At 28.9% G+C, this 15902-nt stretch carries 13 protein-coding genes and 1 pseudogene; 8 read left to right on the top strand and 6 right to left on the bottom strand.

Features of this window, described 5'->3' with window-relative positions; all coding sequences use genetic code 11:
• Positions 1-6 precede the first annotated feature (6 nt).
• Genes FDT66_RS08375 through FDT66_RS08365 form a run of 3 tightly spaced genes read left to right on the top strand, consistent with a single transcriptional unit; the run spans position 7 to position 4138 of the window.
• Positions 7-1593 carry a SulP family inorganic anion transporter gene (locus tag FDT66_RS08375; RefSeq protein ID WP_138535728.1) on the top strand — a complete coding sequence of 529 codons (1587 nt, stop codon included), beginning with the start codon at positions 7-9 and terminating at the stop codon, positions 1591-1593.
• A 41-nt stretch (positions 1594-1634) separates the two neighbouring features.
• A complete protein-coding gene (locus FDT66_RS08370; RefSeq protein WP_138535727.1) occupies positions 1635-3503 on the top strand; it encodes a SulP family inorganic anion transporter in 1869 nt (622 codons plus the stop codon).
• Between the two features lie 5 nt (positions 3504-3508).
• A complete protein-coding gene (locus tag FDT66_RS08365; RefSeq protein ID WP_138535726.1) occupies positions 3509-4138 on the top strand; it encodes a carbonic anhydrase family protein in 630 nt (209 codons plus the stop codon).
• 79 nt (positions 4139-4217) lie between these two features.
• On the opposite strand, the gene FDT66_RS08360 is transcribed toward FDT66_RS08365, so the two are convergent.
• Complete coding sequence (locus tag FDT66_RS08360) at positions 4218-4610, bottom strand: hypothetical protein (RefSeq protein WP_138535725.1); 393 nt, start codon at positions 4608-4610, stop codon at positions 4218-4220.
• A 41-nt stretch (positions 4611-4651) separates the two neighbouring features.
• A complete protein-coding gene (locus FDT66_RS08355) occupies positions 4652-5170 on the bottom strand; it encodes a CvpA family protein (protein ID WP_138535724.1) in 519 nt (172 codons plus the stop codon).
• A gap of 81 nt (positions 5171-5251) precedes the next feature.
• Between FDT66_RS08355 and FDT66_RS08350 the strand changes: the two genes are divergently transcribed.
• A complete protein-coding gene (locus FDT66_RS08350) occupies positions 5252-5608 on the top strand; it encodes a hypothetical protein (RefSeq protein ID WP_138535723.1) in 357 nt (118 codons plus the stop codon).
• Between the two features lie 4 nt (positions 5609-5612).
• Here the strand turns inward: FDT66_RS08350 and FDT66_RS08345 are convergent, their stop codons facing one another.
• Positions 5613-6407, bottom strand: coding sequence for an SDR family oxidoreductase (locus FDT66_RS08345; protein WP_138535722.1), 795 nt, complete (start codon positions 6405-6407; stop codon positions 5613-5615).
• A 103-nt stretch (positions 6408-6510) separates the two neighbouring features.
• Here FDT66_RS08345 and FDT66_RS08340 point away from each other — a divergent pair, with 103 nt between their 5' ends.
• A complete protein-coding gene (locus FDT66_RS08340) occupies positions 6511-7875 on the top strand; it encodes a TlpA family protein disulfide reductase (protein ID WP_138535721.1) in 1365 nt (454 codons plus the stop codon).
• On the opposite strand, the gene FDT66_RS08335 is transcribed toward FDT66_RS08340, so the two are convergent.
• From FDT66_RS08335 to FDT66_RS08325, 3 genes are all read right to left on the bottom strand, one after another.
• Complete coding sequence (locus FDT66_RS08335) at positions 7872-8231, bottom strand: YraN family protein (protein WP_138535720.1); 360 nt, start codon at positions 8229-8231, stop codon at positions 7872-7874. The genes FDT66_RS08340 and FDT66_RS08335 overlap by 4 nt on opposite strands.
• A gap of 444 nt (positions 8232-8675) precedes the next feature.
• Positions 8676-9665 carry a S66 peptidase family protein gene (locus tag FDT66_RS08330; RefSeq protein WP_246034803.1) on the bottom strand — a complete coding sequence of 330 codons (990 nt, stop codon included), beginning with the start codon at positions 9663-9665 and terminating at the stop codon, positions 8676-8678.
• Positions 9666-9667: 2 nt separating this feature from the next.
• Positions 9668-10243 (bottom strand): hypothetical protein, encoded by a 576-nt coding sequence (locus FDT66_RS08325; protein WP_138535719.1) that lies wholly within the window; start codon positions 10241-10243, stop codon positions 9668-9670.
• Between the two features lie 166 nt (positions 10244-10409).
• Between FDT66_RS08325 and metG the strand changes: the two are divergent.
• The 3 genes and pseudogenes from metG to FDT66_RS08310 form a co-directional block, all read left to right on the top strand.
• Positions 10410-12485: pseudogene (gene metG, locus FDT66_RS08320) on the top strand (methionine--tRNA ligase); the annotation flags it as partial.
• Between the two features lie 48 nt (positions 12486-12533).
• The gene (locus FDT66_RS08315; protein WP_138535717.1) at positions 12534-14858 is read left to right on the top strand and encodes a hypothetical protein; all 2325 of its coding nucleotides are present in this window, start codon (positions 12534-12536) and stop codon (positions 14856-14858) included.
• A gap of 10 nt (positions 14859-14868) precedes the next feature.
• Positions 14869-15771 (top strand): histone deacetylase family protein, encoded by a 903-nt coding sequence (locus FDT66_RS08310; RefSeq protein WP_138535716.1) that lies wholly within the window; start codon positions 14869-14871, stop codon positions 15769-15771.
• Positions 15772-15902 lie beyond the last annotated feature (131 nt).

Below are 15902 nucleotides of genomic sequence, written 5' to 3'. Positions count from 1 at the left end.
TTATTTATGTTTAAACACATTAAAAGCGACTTACCAGCAAGTATTGTGGTATTTTTCGTAGCATTACCTTTATGTTTAGGTATTGCATTAGCAAGTGGTGCACCTCTTTTCTCTGGTTTAATTGCAGGAATTGTTGGTGGTATTGTAGTTGGTAGCTTAAGTGGCTCCAAAATTGGAGTAAGTGGACCCGCAGCAGGTTTAGCAGCAATCGTTTTAACAGCCATTGGCACTTTAGGAGGTTATGAAAACTTTTTAGTTGCTGTAGTTTTAGGTGGTATCATTCAATTGGTATTTGGTTTTTTAAAAGCAGGAATTATTGGTTATTATTTTCCATCTTCAGTAATTAAAGGAATGTTAACTGGTATTGGTATTATTATTATTCTAAAACAAATTCCACACTTTTTTGGCTATGATGCAGATCCTGAAGGAGATTTTGCTTTTTTTCAAGTAGATGGAGAAAATACATTCTCAGAAATTTTTAAAGCGATTAATAATATTAGTCTAGGTTCTACTATTATTGGGTTTATTGGTTTAGGAATTTTATTACTTTGGAGTAATATTTTATCTAAAAAAGGAAAATTCTTTCAATTAGTACAAGGTCCTTTAGTAGCTGTAGTAGCTGGTATTGTTTATTTTTATTTAACCAATCAAAGCACAAAATATGGTATTAATTCAGAACACTTAGTAAGTGTTCCTGTACCAGATAATTTTGATATGTTTTTGTCTCAATTTAGTTTTCCAAACTTTAGTGCAATATCCAACCCAGAAGTATGGATTGTTGGTTTTACAATTGCATTAGTAGCAAGTTTAGAAACCCTTTTATGTGTAGAAGCTACAGATAAATTAGACCCACATAAAAATGTAACCCCAACAAATAGAGAGTTATTGGCACAAGGTACAGGAAATATTTTTTCAGGAATGATTGGTGGTTTGCCAATAACACAAGTAATTGTAAGGAGTTCTGCAAATATACAATCTGGAGGTAGAAGTAAAATGTCTGCAATAATTCATGGTTTTTTCTTATTAATATCTGTAATATTAATACCAACTTTATTAAATAAAATTCCGTTATCAGTTTTAGCAGCAGTATTATTTATTGTTGGTTTTAAACTAGCAAAGCCATCAACTTTTAAAGAAATGTTTAAATTAGGTTGGAAACAGTGGTTGCCATTTATGGTTACAGTTTTAGTAATTGTTTTTAAAGATTTATTATGGGGTATAGGTATGGGATTAGCTGTAGGTATTGTAGTAATTCTTATTAAAAGTTTCCAAAATTCGCATTTTTTACATATTGAAGGTGATGATGTTGATGATGGAAAAATAAAAATGACACTTGCAGAAGAAGTAACTTTCTTTAATAAAGGAGCTATTTTAAAAGAATTAGATAATTTACCAAAAAACTCTTATTTAGAATTAGACGTAAGAAAAACTAGATATTTAGACAATGATATTATCGAAATTTTAGAAGATTTTGCTTACAAGGCTAAAGAACGAAACATAAATATTAAACTTATATCTGAAAGAGGTACTGTAGAGAATCCAGAGAGTTTTATAGAATTTTTTAAACTAAGACCAAAGAAAAAATCTGCATAATTTAGTTTTAATTTTTTTCTAAAAAATATAATTTATAACTGATGAAAAACTTTTTTTCAAATTTTAAAGGAGATGCATTTGGTGGAATTACTGCTGGTATTGTAGCACTACCATTAGCTTTAGCTTTTGGAGTTTCCTCTGGCTTAGGTCCCACTGCTGGTTTGTATGGAGCTATATTTATTAGTTTTTTTGCATCGCTATTTGGTGGAACAAATACACAAATATCTGGTCCTACTGCGCCAATGACTGCTGTTAGTATGGTTGTAATTGCTGCCATAATTGCTAGTAATGATGGCGATGTTACAAAAGCATTACCCATTATTTTAACGGTATTCTTGTTAGCTGGTTTATTTCAAATAGGTTTAGGCTTAATAGGTTTAGGTAAATACATACGTTACATTCCATATCCAGTTGTTTCTGGTTTTATGACAGCTATTGGTGTAATTATTTTATTAACACAAGTATTACCTTCTATTGGTTATTATCCAAAAGAAGATGTTGCTTATGTAGAGACCTTTAAACCAAAAGCAGAAGAAGTTATCTTAAAAAATATTTTAAAAGATGAGGTTAATGAAGGAATTTTAGTTTTAGAAGACTTTAAAGAAACCATTTCTAGAGCAGGAAAAATTACTGCAGAAGATATTCAAAAAGAATCACAAACTTTAGCTGCTAAAGAAACTTCAGGTGCATTAGGAGCCATAAAAGCATTTCCAAGAGCTATAAAAAATATTGTATGGTTAGAGCTATTGCTTGCATTAGGAACCATTTTTATTATTTATGGTTTTAAACGAATTACCACTAAAATACCAAGTACGCTTGTTGCACTAGTAGTTGTTTCTGGAGTTGCTTTTGGTTTTGATTTAGATTATAGAAGTATTCAAGAAATACCAATTGGAATTCCTGATATAAAATGGGAAATTTTTTCAGGTTTTTCATTAGGTAATATTACTCCGTATATATTTACAGCATTAACATTAGCCCTTTTAGGTGCAATAGACTCACTTTTAACAAGTGTAATTGCAGATAATATGACCAAGACAAAACACAAACCTAATAAAGAATTGGTTGGGCAAGGTATTGGAAACAGTATTGCTGCTATTTTTGGTGGAATTCCTGGTGCAGGAGCAACAATAAGAACAGTTGTAAATATAAACGCAGGTGGTAAAACAAAGCTTTCTGGAATGATTGCTGGAGTTTTGCTTCTAATAATTATGTTAGGTTTAGGTCCAGTTGCCTCAAAAATACCCGCAGCAGTTTTAGCAGGTATTTTAATTACTGTTGGTATTGGTGTAATGGATTATAAAGGCTTAAAAGCAATACCTCATTTACCAAAAGACATTAAAATTGGGCCTGTTAACTTAAGTTCAGAGGTTTTAATTATGATTATTGTGTTGCTACTTTCTACATTCTGGAATTTAGTATATGCTGTTGGTATTGGTTTAATACTTGCATCACTTATGTTTATGAAAAAAATTGGTGATTTAACAGCAAAAACAAGTAATATTAAAGCTTTAGAAAATGATGTTTGGGCAGACGAAAGTAGTTTTCCTAAAAATTTATCTGAAGAAGTTTTTATAAAACATGTAAACGGACCTTTGTTTTTTGGTTCAACTAGTGAATTTCAAGCACTATCAAAACAAATTCCTCAAACTGCAAAAACAGTAATTATACGTTTAGGTAGAATGCCATATATGGACCAATCTGGTTTGTATGTTATGGAAGAAATACTACTAGATTTAAAGAAAAAAAATATCGAGGTCTTATTTGTAAATTTACGGAAACAACCTAGATATATGATGGAAAGAATAGATATTGTACCAGACTTAATTTCGAAAGAACATATTTTCGAGAATTTTTCAGATTGTGTACAATGGATAAAAAAAAATATAAAAGACGAATTTAAAAAATAAATAATATGAGAAATTTAGCAATTAACAAAGAAGCACAAGACAACTTAACTCCAAGTAATGTTTTAGAAAATCTTTTAGAGGGTAATAAAAGATTTAGAAATAACACATTGGAAACTGTAGATTATAATGCTTTGGTAAAAGACACTGTTGGTGGACAATACCCAAAGGCGGTAGTTTTATCTTGCATTGATTCTAGAGTTCCTGTAGAACAAGTTTTCGATCAAACAATAGGAGATATTTTTGTAGCAAGAGTTGCTGGTAACTTTGAAAACACCGATATTTTAGGAAGTTTAGAGTATTCCTGCGCTGTTGCTGGAAGTAAATTAGTTTTTGTTTTAGGGCATCAAAGTTGTGGAGCAGTTAAAGCAGCTTGTGATGGTGTGGAGTTAGGTAATATTACAGCTATGCTAAGTAATATTGTACCAGCTGTAAAAAAATCTTCTGAAGAAATCACTGGTGAAGCAAATTCTAATAACAAAGAATTTGTTGCAAAAACAGTAGCTAACAATGTACTTTTAACGATGGATAGAATTCGCGAAAAAAGTGGAATTCTTCAAGAAATGGAAGACAATGGTGAAATTAAAATTGTTGGTGGAGTGTATTCACTAGAAACTGGTGAAGTTACTATGCTGTAAAAACATGCTAATAATATTAAAAAAACCCGAGATTATTACATATCTCGGGTTTTTTATTAACGAACTATTTAGTGTGTTTTTAAAACTCTGTATTCTTTCTTTTAGTTAGCCTTCCATCCCAAGATCTACCACCTAACGTAGAGGTATAATAAACTTTTTTACCTCTTACTTTAGTTACTTTAATATGCATTTTTGTTCCCATTTTAAAAGGAAAATTTGGTAAAGTACTTTCTTTAATAACCAAATAATACTCACAATCATTTACCCATTCAATATCCGATTTTATGAAATGTTCTTTATCATTATGATACTCTACATGATCATTTTCTTTAAAAATAACAATCACATCTTCACTACCATTTCTGTACGTAAAAGTATTGTTTTTTAAAATCGCACAATCTTTATCTTTATCTGTAAAAGACATTAATGCTCCTACACTTAAAAAAGCTATTAAAAAATATAATTTTTTCATTTTAAAAATTTAAAAGCAATTTATTTAAAAACTGCAAATACTTATATGTTTATGGTAGGGGATTTTTCCTCTTCTTCATACTCTTTTATGATTGAAGGAAATACTGTGGGGGCAATTTTTTTAACAGGTTCAAATAAAATAGATTTTTCAATCGTTTCTTTTTCAACAAAAGGAATAGTATCGTTCATTTTACCAAAAAAGATAAAAACTATACTTAAAATTAAACCTATTTTTAAGGCGCCAAAGACGCCACCTAATATTTTATTTAAAACTCCTAGAGCAGCAAAATCTGCTAATTTGGTTAATATTTTACCTAAAATAGCAATAATTATTATAATAATTATAAACGTTCCTGCAAAGGCTGCTAACGAAATATATTCTTCGTCCCAAGATACGGATTCTTTTAAAAAATCTCCAATAAAATATGAAAAATGTATGGCTCCGTAAACACCCGCTATTAACGCTACTAAAGAGGCAACCTCAACAAAAAGCCCTTTCATGATACCTCTTACGAACCCAAAAAGCAGTAAAGCAGCAATAATAATGTCAAAAATATTCATTCAAATAATTTCTTCAAACGTACACTTTTTTTTTAAATTTTAAAAATGGCAGTTGTATCTTTACGGTAAAATTGAAATAATATGCCAAAAATAAGTAACCTAAAAGAAAAGTGGGATTTTTTAACTACAAAACTAACAAATCAATTTGCAGATGGAGATGAGTTAAATATGGATGGTATTATTTATTTAATTGGTGTTCAAGAACTTGGACAAGGTCATCGTAAATTTAAAAAAGACGAAAAAGTAAATTTAATGCATATTGCAATTTGTAAACTGCTAGAATCTTATGGTTATTACGAATTTGATTTTTTTGATGATGAAGGTTGGCCACATTATAAAATACTTACAGAGTTACCTAACTTAAAACCTGGAGAACAAACTGTTTTAATGAAAGAGGCAATTATTAATTACTTTGAAGATTTAAACTTTTTTGAATAATTTTTTAAGTAACACTCATTTTTCTTACCAAAATAGAAAATAATTTTGGAAAAAACCTCTTAACATAAACACCTAATTTTTCTTTTGCGCCAGCAATATAAACTTCCTCTTTTTTATTTTTAATTGCTTTTAACATTAAAATTGCTAAACGTTCTGGCGACATTCCATTTCCTGTTGCAACATCCATTTTTCCTTGTGGAGTTCCATTTCCTGTTAATGCATTTTTAGAAACATTTGTATTTATAAAACCAGGACAAACTAATGTAACTGCAATATTATGATGATGATTTTCTGCTCTTAAAGAATCGAAAAAACCATGCAAAGCATGTTTACTTGCTGCGTAGCTAGATCGTAAAGGTGTGCCAATTTTACCCACAATACTTGTTGTAACAACAAATTGCCCACTTTTATTTTCAATAAAGTACGGTAAAATTGCTTTGGTTAAAGCTACTGTACCTAAGTAGTTTATATCCATAATACGTTTGTCAACAGAAATTTGAGTATTCTCAACTAAAGAACGTTGACTAATTCCTCCATTATTAATTAAAATATCAACTTTTCCAAAAATAGCGATGGCTTCAGCTGCTTTCGGGTGCAATGTGTCATACTCTTCTAAATCTAGAGTAATAATTTTTACTTTTTGTGGATTTTTACATTCATTTTTAACAAGCTCTAAACTTTCTTTCTTTCTTGATGATATGATAATTTTTACATCTTGTTTTGATAGCTCTAAAGCCAATGCTTTTCCAATTCCAGAAGACGCACCAGTAATCCAAATTACTTTGTTTGAAAAACTCATTTGTTATATTTTATGCGACAATATACCCTTTTTCATTGAGAAATAGTACATTTGGTATACTTCTTGAAAAGAAATTAAAGTACGAAAAAATCAACTTATAAAAATGAAAAAACTACTTGCAATAATATTTTTAATTTCCTCTTTAGCGCAGGCACAATTTACAATAAACGGAACCATGACAGCTGCTTTAGATACAGATTGGGTAATACTTTATAAAATTGAAGGCGCAAGACAGCAATTCGTACAAAATGCAACCATTAAAAAAGACACACTTTTAATTGACGGTAAAAAACAAGCTATTGGAACTTTTAAATTCGATTTACCAGAAAATACCAAAGCAGGTTTTTACAGAATCACTTACAGAACTAGTGGTGTAAGTTTTGTAGATTTTATTTTTAATAAAGAAAACGTTGCTTTTGCGTTTCATCCAGATTACCCTGAGCAGTCTGCTACTTTTTCAACTTCAAAAGAAAATATTTATTATAAAGATTACCTGTCTGAAATTTCTACAGCACAACAAACCTTAGATTCCATTCAGATAACAGCTATAAGAAATCCAAATTTAGATTTAAAATCAGCTTATAAAAAAGCATTTAATAAAGTAAATTCAATCCAGAAACAATACTTAACAAATGCTAATGAAATGTACGTAAAACCTTTTATTAAAGCGACTTTAAGAGTAAATCCTCCTGAAATAAAAACAACAGCAAAGGAGTATATGACAAATATGACAAGTACTTTTTTTGATAATATGGATTTTAATGATGAAACACTTATCAATTCTTCATTCTTAGTTGATAGAATTGCAGATTACGTTTTTTACATAAATTATTCTGATAATAAAGAAACCCAGCAAAAACTATATAAAAATGCTATAAATACAGTGTTTGACAAAATTTCAAACGCTACTTTTAAAAAAGATGTTATTGAGTTTTTAATTGCCCAATTTGAAAATTCAAAAAATTTAGAATTGATAGATTTTCTATTTGAAAATCATTACGAAAAACTATCTGAAAATTTACAAAACAAAGACTTTTTAAAAGAAAAAAAGGCACTATTTGCAACTGAAATTGGCAGAATTGCTCCAGATTTTTCTTGGAAAGAAAATGGTAAAAATTTAGCCCTTTCTACACTTAACGAAGCAGAAAATTATGTGTTGATTTTTTGGAGTACAGATTGCTCACATTGTTTGAAAGAAATACCACAACTACATAAATTTTTACAAGACAAAAATGATGTTAAAGTAGTTGCTTTTTCTTTAGAAAGAAACGATTTTGGTTGGAAAAACATGAAAGCAACTTTACCAAATTGGCATCATGTTTTAGGTTTAAATAAGTGGGAAAATAAAATTGCAAGAACCTATAATATTAACGCAACACCAACATATTTTGTGTTAGATAAAAACAAAAAAATTATTGCAAAACCAGAGGAGTTTATTGATGTAAAAGAGTTTGTAAATAAACTTTAAAAGTACAAGAAAGCGTCTTTTAAATGTTCAATTTTTGTGGTTTTATGTTGGTGAATAATGGCAATAATATCAAAACGTACTTCTACATCTAAATCTTTTTCAACAACATAATAATCAATAGCAGAAAGTAGAAGTTTTATTTTTTTTGGGTTTACAAAATCTTGCGGATTTCCAAAATAGTCTGTAGATCTTGTTTTTACCTCTATAACAGCTAAAACATTATTTTTTTGAGCAATAATATCAACCTCCGCTTTTAAATAACGGTAGTTTTTTTCAAGAATTTTATAATTGTTTTTAATTAAAAAATCAATTGCGAGTTGTTCTCCTTTTTTACCAAGTTCGTTGTGTTGTGCCATTTTAAGTTTTCAGTTGGCAGTTTTCAGTTAAAATTTATCATTTGAAATACCAAAGTGTTAATTTATAGATTATTATTTACATTTGTTAAAAATGAATATAGAAAACTTACTTAACTATTTAGAATTTCTTAAAACTGAATGTTTGCGTTATTCAGAAGATAATTTAGTTGATGAAAATGAATTGTAACTTTTAAAATTAGAAGTAAATAAGTTTAAGAAAACATTAAAAAAATCTAATTTAGAACCCAAAATTAAAGAGAAAGTAAATAAAATTGATTTTGAATTAACTTTACCAAAATTTAAGGGTTTTAATTTAATTGCCTATTTAACAAAAGATCATTGGAATAATGATAGAAATATAGAAGAAGTAATGGCAAAAAAATTTGTAAGAATTTCTGAACAAATAGAATACACAATTATTGAGATAAAAACAATTATATAGTTCTAGAAACTCACATAATATTGTTTTTTATCAATCTCAATTTTCACATTTCGTCCAAAAATTAAAGCTCTGTTATCTGCTTCATGACCTGCAGGAAAATCAAATAAAACAGGTATTCCTTTTGGTACAACATCTAAAATAAGTTGTTCAATAGAACTCCCCCATTTTGTTGTATTTTTTTTAATGGAAGTCATATTACCAACAATAACAGCATGTACATTATTAAAATATCCTGCGCGTTTTAGGCTCTGTAACATTCTATCAATAGAATATTTATACTCGCCAATTTCTTCAATAAATAAAATTTTTCCATCAGTATTTAACTGACTTTTAGAACCCAGCATAGAAGCTAAAATGGCTAAATTTCCACCAATTAATTCTCCTTCAATAAAAATTCCTGTGTCTAAAACTTCATTTCTGTTGTATTTAGAAGATGGTATTTCATATTTTAATGCTTCACCAAAAAGCACTTTTTTAAAACTTGCAATTGTCTGTATAATTTCTTCTGGTTTTTCCTCTAAACTGGTTGCCATCATTCCATGAATAGTTTCCACACCCAAATTATGAATATGGTTGTGAAAAGCAGTAATATCAGAATATCCAATTACCCATTTTGGGTTTTCTTTAAAGTTGTTAAAATTTAATAAATCTAAAATTCTTACGGAACCATAACCACCTCTTGCAGCCCAAATTGCTTTGATATTTGGGTTGTCTAAAGCTTTTTGAAAATCTTCGCAACGCTCCATATCTGTTCCTGCAAAATGATTATTTTGATTGAATATATTTTTTCCTAAAACTACTTTTAAACCCCAACTTTCTGCCAATTGCTTCGCTTTTTCAACAGTTGCTTGTCGGTTTTTTAAAATTCCAGCAGGAGCAACAATTGCAATGGTATCTCCAACTTTTAAATAAGGTGGTGTAACTAATTTTTCTTGTGCTTTTATTGATGAGAAAATCATCAAAAATAATATTGTACTTATTATATTTTTCATATTTAATATTTTTTATGCCAACCTAAACCAACACTTAAACCAAGACCAACATAAGATTTTTTAGCAATATTAGCGTATAATTTTATACCAAAAGAACGACCAAAACCTGTAGGTTTTCCAACAGGTATTAAACCATAGAAAACTCGAAACCTTTCTTTTTTAGATTTAAACCAACCAACACCTATTTCTAAAGGAAAACCAATAAAAGAACCTTTTGTTGTAACGTTACCATTATTATGGTATTTTTCTTTATTGTAAGAAATACCTCCAGAAAAATGATACGAAAAACCATCATCTATATATCTTTTTCCATAAAGAAAAGCATATTCATCTAAAGTCGTATAAATTGAGTTAATTGGGAAAATTAAAAAAAATTCTATTTTTTCAATATCTTCAACTCGGAAAAAACGAAATTTAAATAAGTTATCTTTTGCTTGATAATTTAAACTGATACCTCCAGAAATTCCTTTTAGGGCTCCATTTGCATAACCTACATTTAAGTCAGTAAAAATAATAGGATTTGTTTTAACTTTTAAAGAATCAATATTTTCTTGTGAGTTTATAGACGAAAAAATCATCAAAAAAATAAGTGAAATAACTAATTTACAATTCAAAATTGGTCTTGTTTCTGGGTTCTAAAAGTCAAAATACCTTCTTACTGTAAATGTATCTATTTTCAATGACTTTTAAAACTCGGTTTTTTGTACTTTTGCACTTCAAAAATTAGTCCATAATAAATATAAAGAACACATGAGTGCTCCAAAAAGATATACAATTACAGCAGCCTTACCGTACACAAATGGTCCTATTCATATTGGTCATTTAGCAGGTGTTTATGTTCCTGCAGATATTTATGCGCGTTATTTGCGTTTAACAGGTAAAGATGTTGCGTACATCTGTGGTTCAGATGAACATGGAGTTGCTATTCCTATGAGAGCCAAAAAAGAAGGTGTTTCTCCTAAAGATATTATCGATAAATATCATGGTATCATCAAACAATCTTTTGCAGATTTTGGTATTTCTTTTGATAATTATTCGAGAACTTCTTCAAAAATTCATCATGAAACTGCTTCAGAATTTTTCGTTGATTTATATAATAAAGGAGAATTTATAGAAGAAGTTACAGAGCAATTGTATGATGCTGAAGCGAATCAGTTTTTAGCTGATAGGTTTGTGGTAGGAACATGCCCAAAATGTGGTTTTGAAGAAAGTTATGGAGACCAATGTGAAAATTGTGGAACGTCTCACAATGCAACTGATTTAATAAATCCAAAATCTGCAATTACAAGGAATGTCCCTACAGTAAAAGAAACCAAACACTGGTTTTTACCTTTAGATAAACATGAAGCTTTTTTACGTGAGTGGATTTTAAAAGGACATAAAAAAGACTGGAAACCAAATGTTTACGGGCAAGTAAAATCTTGGGTAGAAGATGGATTAAGACCAAGAGCTGTAACCAGAGATTTAGATTGGGGAATTCCAGTTCCTGTAGAAGGTGGAGAAGGAAAAGTGTTGTATGTTTGGTTTGATGCGCCAATTGGTTACATTTCATCTACCAAAGAATGGGCTGCAAGAGAAGGAAAAAATTGGGAAGATTATTGGAAAAAAGATGATACTAAACTGGTGCATTTTATAGGAAAAGACAACATTGTTTTTCACTGTATTATTTTTCCAAGCATGCTAAAAGCGCATGGAGATTATATTTTACCAGATAATGTGCCAGCCAATGAATTTTTAAATTTAGAAGGAAACAAATTATCAACTTCTAAAAACTGGGCAGTTTGGTTGCACGAATATTTAGAAGAATTTCCAAATCAGCAAGATGTTTTACGTTATACATTAACTGCAAACGCACCAGAAAGTAAAGACAACGATTTTACTTGGAAAGATTTTCAAGCAAAAAACAACAACGAATTGGTTGCTATTTTTGGTAATTTTATCAATAGAGTTGTCGTTTTGACAAACAAATATTACCAGGGCATTATACCTACTCCAAACAATTTTACAGAAGTTGATGAAGATGTTTTAGCTGCTGTAAAAGAGTTTCCGAACATCATTGGAAAATCTATTGAAAGATATCGTTTTAGAGAAGCATCGCAAGAATTGATGAATTTAGCAAGACTTGGAAACAAGTATTTAGCAGACGAAGAGCCTTGGAAAGTTATAAAAGTAGATGAAGAACGCGTAAAAACAATTATGTATATTGCGTTACAAATAGCTGCTGCTTTAGCAGTTGTTTCTGAACCTTTTTTACCTTTTACTTCGGATAAATTAAAATCTATTCTTAATTTGTCATCTCGAGCGCAGTCGAGAGGGCTTTCTTGGGAAGATATTTCTAATAAAGATATTTTAATTTCAGATGGTCATCAAATTAACAAAGCAGAACTATTATTCTCAAAAATAGAAGATAAAACCATTGAAGAACAAGTAGCAAAATTAGAGGCTACTAAAATTGCAAACGAACAAGAGAAAAAAACGATTGTTCCACAAAAAGATACCATTGAATTTGAAGATTTCACAAAATTAGATATTCGAATTGGAACCATTTTAGAAGCAGAAAAAGTACCTAAAACCAAAAAACTTTTAAAACTAAAGGTTGATGTCGGTATAGATACCAGAACAATCGTTTCAGGAATTGCAGAAAGTTTTTCTCCTGAAAACATCATTGGTCAGCAGGTTTCTGTGTTGGTAAATTTGGCTCCAAGAAAAATTAAAGGTGTAGAAAGCCAAGGAATGATTTTAATGACAGATACACCTGATGGAAAATTGGCTTTTGTAGAACCAGAGCAAAAAGTTAAAAACGGGCAAGAGGTTAGTTGATTTTTTGGTATGATTTTTGATGTAATTTTTACAAAAAACACAATACTTATGACCAAACACCTTAATTTTCGCAAAATTATCCTATTTTCTTTATTTATTTTATCATTTTCAAACATAAATAGTCAAAATAAATCAAACATCATAGAAAACTCTTTTTCAGAAGAAGAAACAGTTTATGTACATTTAAATAAATCTACCTATATAAAAGGAGAGCATATTGGTTTTACAGCCTACGTATTTAATAAAAACACCAAAGTACTTTCTTCAAAAACATCTAATTTATATTGTACTTTATCTGATAAAAAAAATAAAACTATAAAAAGTAAACTTATTAAAGTTTCTAACGGTATTGCTTCAGGTAATTTTATTTTAGACGACTCGCTTAATGCAGGAAACTATATTTTTAAAGCGTATACGAGTTGGATGCTAAATTTTGAAGCCAAAAACTATTTTGTTGAAAAAATTACGGTCTTAGATAATAAAACTCCTCAGCAAATCGATTCTAATACTGTAGATATAGATGCCCAACTCCTACCAGAAAGTGGCACATTATTATATAATACCACGAATACCATTGGAGTAATTGTAAAAGATAAGTTTGGTAATGGTGTGCCAAATATAAAAGGCGTTTTGTTAGAAAATAATAAAGTTATTAGAACTTTTAATTTAAACAAATTAGGAATAGGTAGATTTTCTTTTTTATTAAAAAAAGGAAATTCTTACAACGTAACCATAAATCATCTAAATAAAAAAACATCTATTAATTTATTACAAACAGCAAAAGAAAAAGGAGTTGTATTACAGGTTTCTAAAGTAGACCAAGAAGCTTTTATTTCTATTAACACAAATAACAGAACACTTAAGGAAATTAATGATAAAACTTATTTTTTAAAAATAAATAGCAATTTACCTAAATCTTTTAAATTAAATTTTGATAAAAACAATAGCATTAAGAGAGTTTTACAATTAAAAAAATTACCAAAAGGGGTAAATACAATAGCTCTATTAAACGAAAATAGATTGGTAGTAGCTGAAAGGTTATTCTTTAATTATCACGGTTTAGAAATTTCAAAAGTTACAAATTTTAAAACAGAACAAAACAAAGATACTATTTCAACAACATTAACGCTATCAGATATAAATAAATTAACAGATGGTAATGTGAGTGTATCTATTCTTCCAGAAAAAACTAAATCTTACATAAAGCAACACAATATAATATCTCAAACATTAATACAGCCATATGTTAAATCTTTTGTGGAAGATGGTGGTTACTATTTTAAAGATATTAATAATGAAAAAAAACATCACTTAGATAATCTATTAATTACCCAAGGATGGAGCAGTCATAATTGGCCAAATGAGAAAAAAGAATTTATATATCCTTTTGAAAATGGAATAAATATCAAGCTAAACATCCCTAATTCTGGGAAAAAAGGATCTTATTTAGTGCATCATACGAGTAATAAAGGATCAAGAATTATTGAATATGATGAACCTATAAAGGCTATACAACTTAAGGGGTACTACCCAGAAGGTGATAAAAATCTTTATGTTTCGAGTATGAATAAAAAAGGAATAGTATCAAAACCTAATGCCCTTTATGCTCAATTCTTTCCTGCTATAATACCAAGTCTTAATATTACTTATTCATTGAAACAAAATAACTCAGAAAAAAACAATTCTTACGATGACTATTTTAAGTTTTACGCCCAAAACAAAATAACAAAATTAGATGAAGTTATAATTAAGGCAAACAAAAGAGAAAAGGAGATAGAAGATTTAAGAAAAAAAACAATGGGTAGACTTTTTGTGTTAAATAAAATTGAAAGAAATATGCCTTTATCTATATTTCTTAATGAAAAACCGGGTGTATTTGCTTTTGATAATTTTGAAGATGGAACTTTTACGGCTATAAATACTAGAGATAAAACAGCAATTGCAGTTTATTTAGATGGTTTTTTAGTCCAAGATTCTTTTACATTATTTAATTATTTTTTATATGATGTAGAATATATAGATGTTAATTTAAATGATTTTTCAGGAGGCCTAAGGTTAGGACCTGGGGGTGCTGTAAGAATAAAAACAAACCCACTTTTAAATTACAAAGAAAAAGAAACAGCAGTTTCTTTAGTTTTTCCAGTAACATTTAGTGAGTCTAAAAAATTTTATGAACCAAAGTATACTAATTATAAAAATAACTTCTTTAAAAATTATGGTGTTGTTAGTTGGTTACCGAAAAACGCAATAGATAATAATAAAATTTATTTAGAATTTAAAAAGAAAGAACAAAATAAAGTAAACTTGTTTATAGAAGGAGTTACAAATAACGGTACATTTATTTCTGAAAAAATTATTGTTGATTTAAAATAAAACTTAGTGAATGCTAAAAATAGCATATCATCCAATATATAAACACGAATTACCAGAAGGCCATCGTTTTCCTATGGAAAAATATGACCTTTTACCACAACAACTATTATACGAAGGAACTTGTAAAAAAGAAAACTTCTTCGAACCAGAAATACCAAATAATAAACATTTTTTTACAGTTCACGACCCAGAATATTTTTTTGATTTACTAAACATTACACTATCTCAAAAAGCAGCCAGAAAAATTGGTTTTCCTTTATCTGAAGTTTTGGTAGAAAGAGAAATGGTTATTGCAGATGGAACTATGAAAGCATCTGAATTTGCCATAAAAAATGGAATTTCGATGAATATTGCTGGTGGTACACATCACGCTTTTTCAAATCGCGGAGAAGCTTTTTGTATGTTAAATGACCAAGCAATTGGAGCAAAATATCTTCAAAATAAAGGGCTAGCAAATAAAATTTTAATTGTAGATTTAGACGTACATCAAGGAAATGGAACAGCAGAAATTTTTAAAAATGATACCTCTGTTTTTACATTTTCAATGCACGGAAAAAGCAATTATCCTTTTATAAAAGAAAAAAGTGATTTAGACATTCCTTTGGAAAACAACACGAATGATAGCGAATATTTAGACACCTTAAAAAGTACACTTCCAAAACTTATCAATCAAGAAAAGCCAGATTTTATTTATTATTTATGTGGTGTAGACGTTATTGAAACTGATAAGTTGGGTAAATTAGGGTTGACAGTAGAAGGTTGTAAAAAAAGAGACCAATTTGTTTTACAAACCTGTTTCGATTTAAAAATTCCTGTAATGTGTTCTATGGGTGGAGGCTATTCACCAGATATTAATATGATTGTAAACGCACACGCAAACACCTTTAGGCTCGCTCAAGAAATTTACTTTTAAAAAACCTTTTAAAGTGTTCTTTTGGTCGTTTATCGAGTAATTTACTCATTTTAAAGAAAATAAAAAATAAACTTATCTTTTATTAATAGTTTTATTACGTCTTACAAAAGATAATTTATAGAGCTATATAC

The organism is Polaribacter aestuariivivens (assembly GCF_005885675.1).
Lineage (GTDB): Bacteria > Bacteroidota > Bacteroidia > Flavobacteriales > Flavobacteriaceae > Polaribacter > Polaribacter aestuariivivens.
This window is presented reverse-complemented; position numbering and strand designations above follow the sequence as displayed.

Coding starts and splice junctions, on each gene's coding strand:
- FDT66_RS08375 (WP_138535728.1), top strand. CDS start 7: ATGTTTAAACACATTAAAAGCGACTTACCAGCAAGTATTGTGGTATTT.
- FDT66_RS08370 (WP_138535727.1), top strand. CDS start 1,635: ATGAAAAACTTTTTTTCAAATTTTAAAGGAGATGCATTTGGTGGAATT.
- FDT66_RS08365 (WP_138535726.1), top strand. CDS start 3,509: ATGAGAAATTTAGCAATTAACAAAGAAGCACAAGACAACTTAACTCCA.
- FDT66_RS08360 (WP_138535725.1), bottom strand. CDS start 4,610: ATGAAAAAATTATATTTTTTAATAGCTTTTTTAAGTGTAGGAGCATTA.
- FDT66_RS08355 (WP_138535724.1), bottom strand. CDS start 5,170: ATGAATATTTTTGACATTATTATTGCTGCTTTACTGCTTTTTGGGTTC.
- FDT66_RS08350 (WP_138535723.1), top strand. CDS start 5,252: ATGCCAAAAATAAGTAACCTAAAAGAAAAGTGGGATTTTTTAACTACA.
- FDT66_RS08345 (WP_138535722.1), bottom strand. CDS start 6,407: ATGAGTTTTTCAAACAAAGTAATTTGGATTACTGGTGCGTCTTCTGGA.
- FDT66_RS08340 (WP_138535721.1), top strand. CDS start 6,511: ATGAAAAAACTACTTGCAATAATATTTTTAATTTCCTCTTTAGCGCAG.
- FDT66_RS08335 (WP_138535720.1), bottom strand. CDS start 8,231: ATGGCACAACACAACGAACTTGGTAAAAAAGGAGAACAACTCGCAATT.
- FDT66_RS08330 (WP_246034803.1), bottom strand. CDS start 9,665: ATGAAAAATATAATAAGTACAATATTATTTTTGATGATTTTCTCATCA.
- FDT66_RS08325 (WP_138535719.1), bottom strand. CDS start 10,243: ATGATTTTTTCGTCTATAAACTCACAAGAAAATATTGATTCTTTAAAA.
- FDT66_RS08315 (WP_138535717.1), top strand. CDS start 12,534: ATGACCAAACACCTTAATTTTCGCAAAATTATCCTATTTTCTTTATTT.
- FDT66_RS08310 (WP_138535716.1), top strand. CDS start 14,869: ATGCTAAAAATAGCATATCATCCAATATATAAACACGAATTACCAGAA.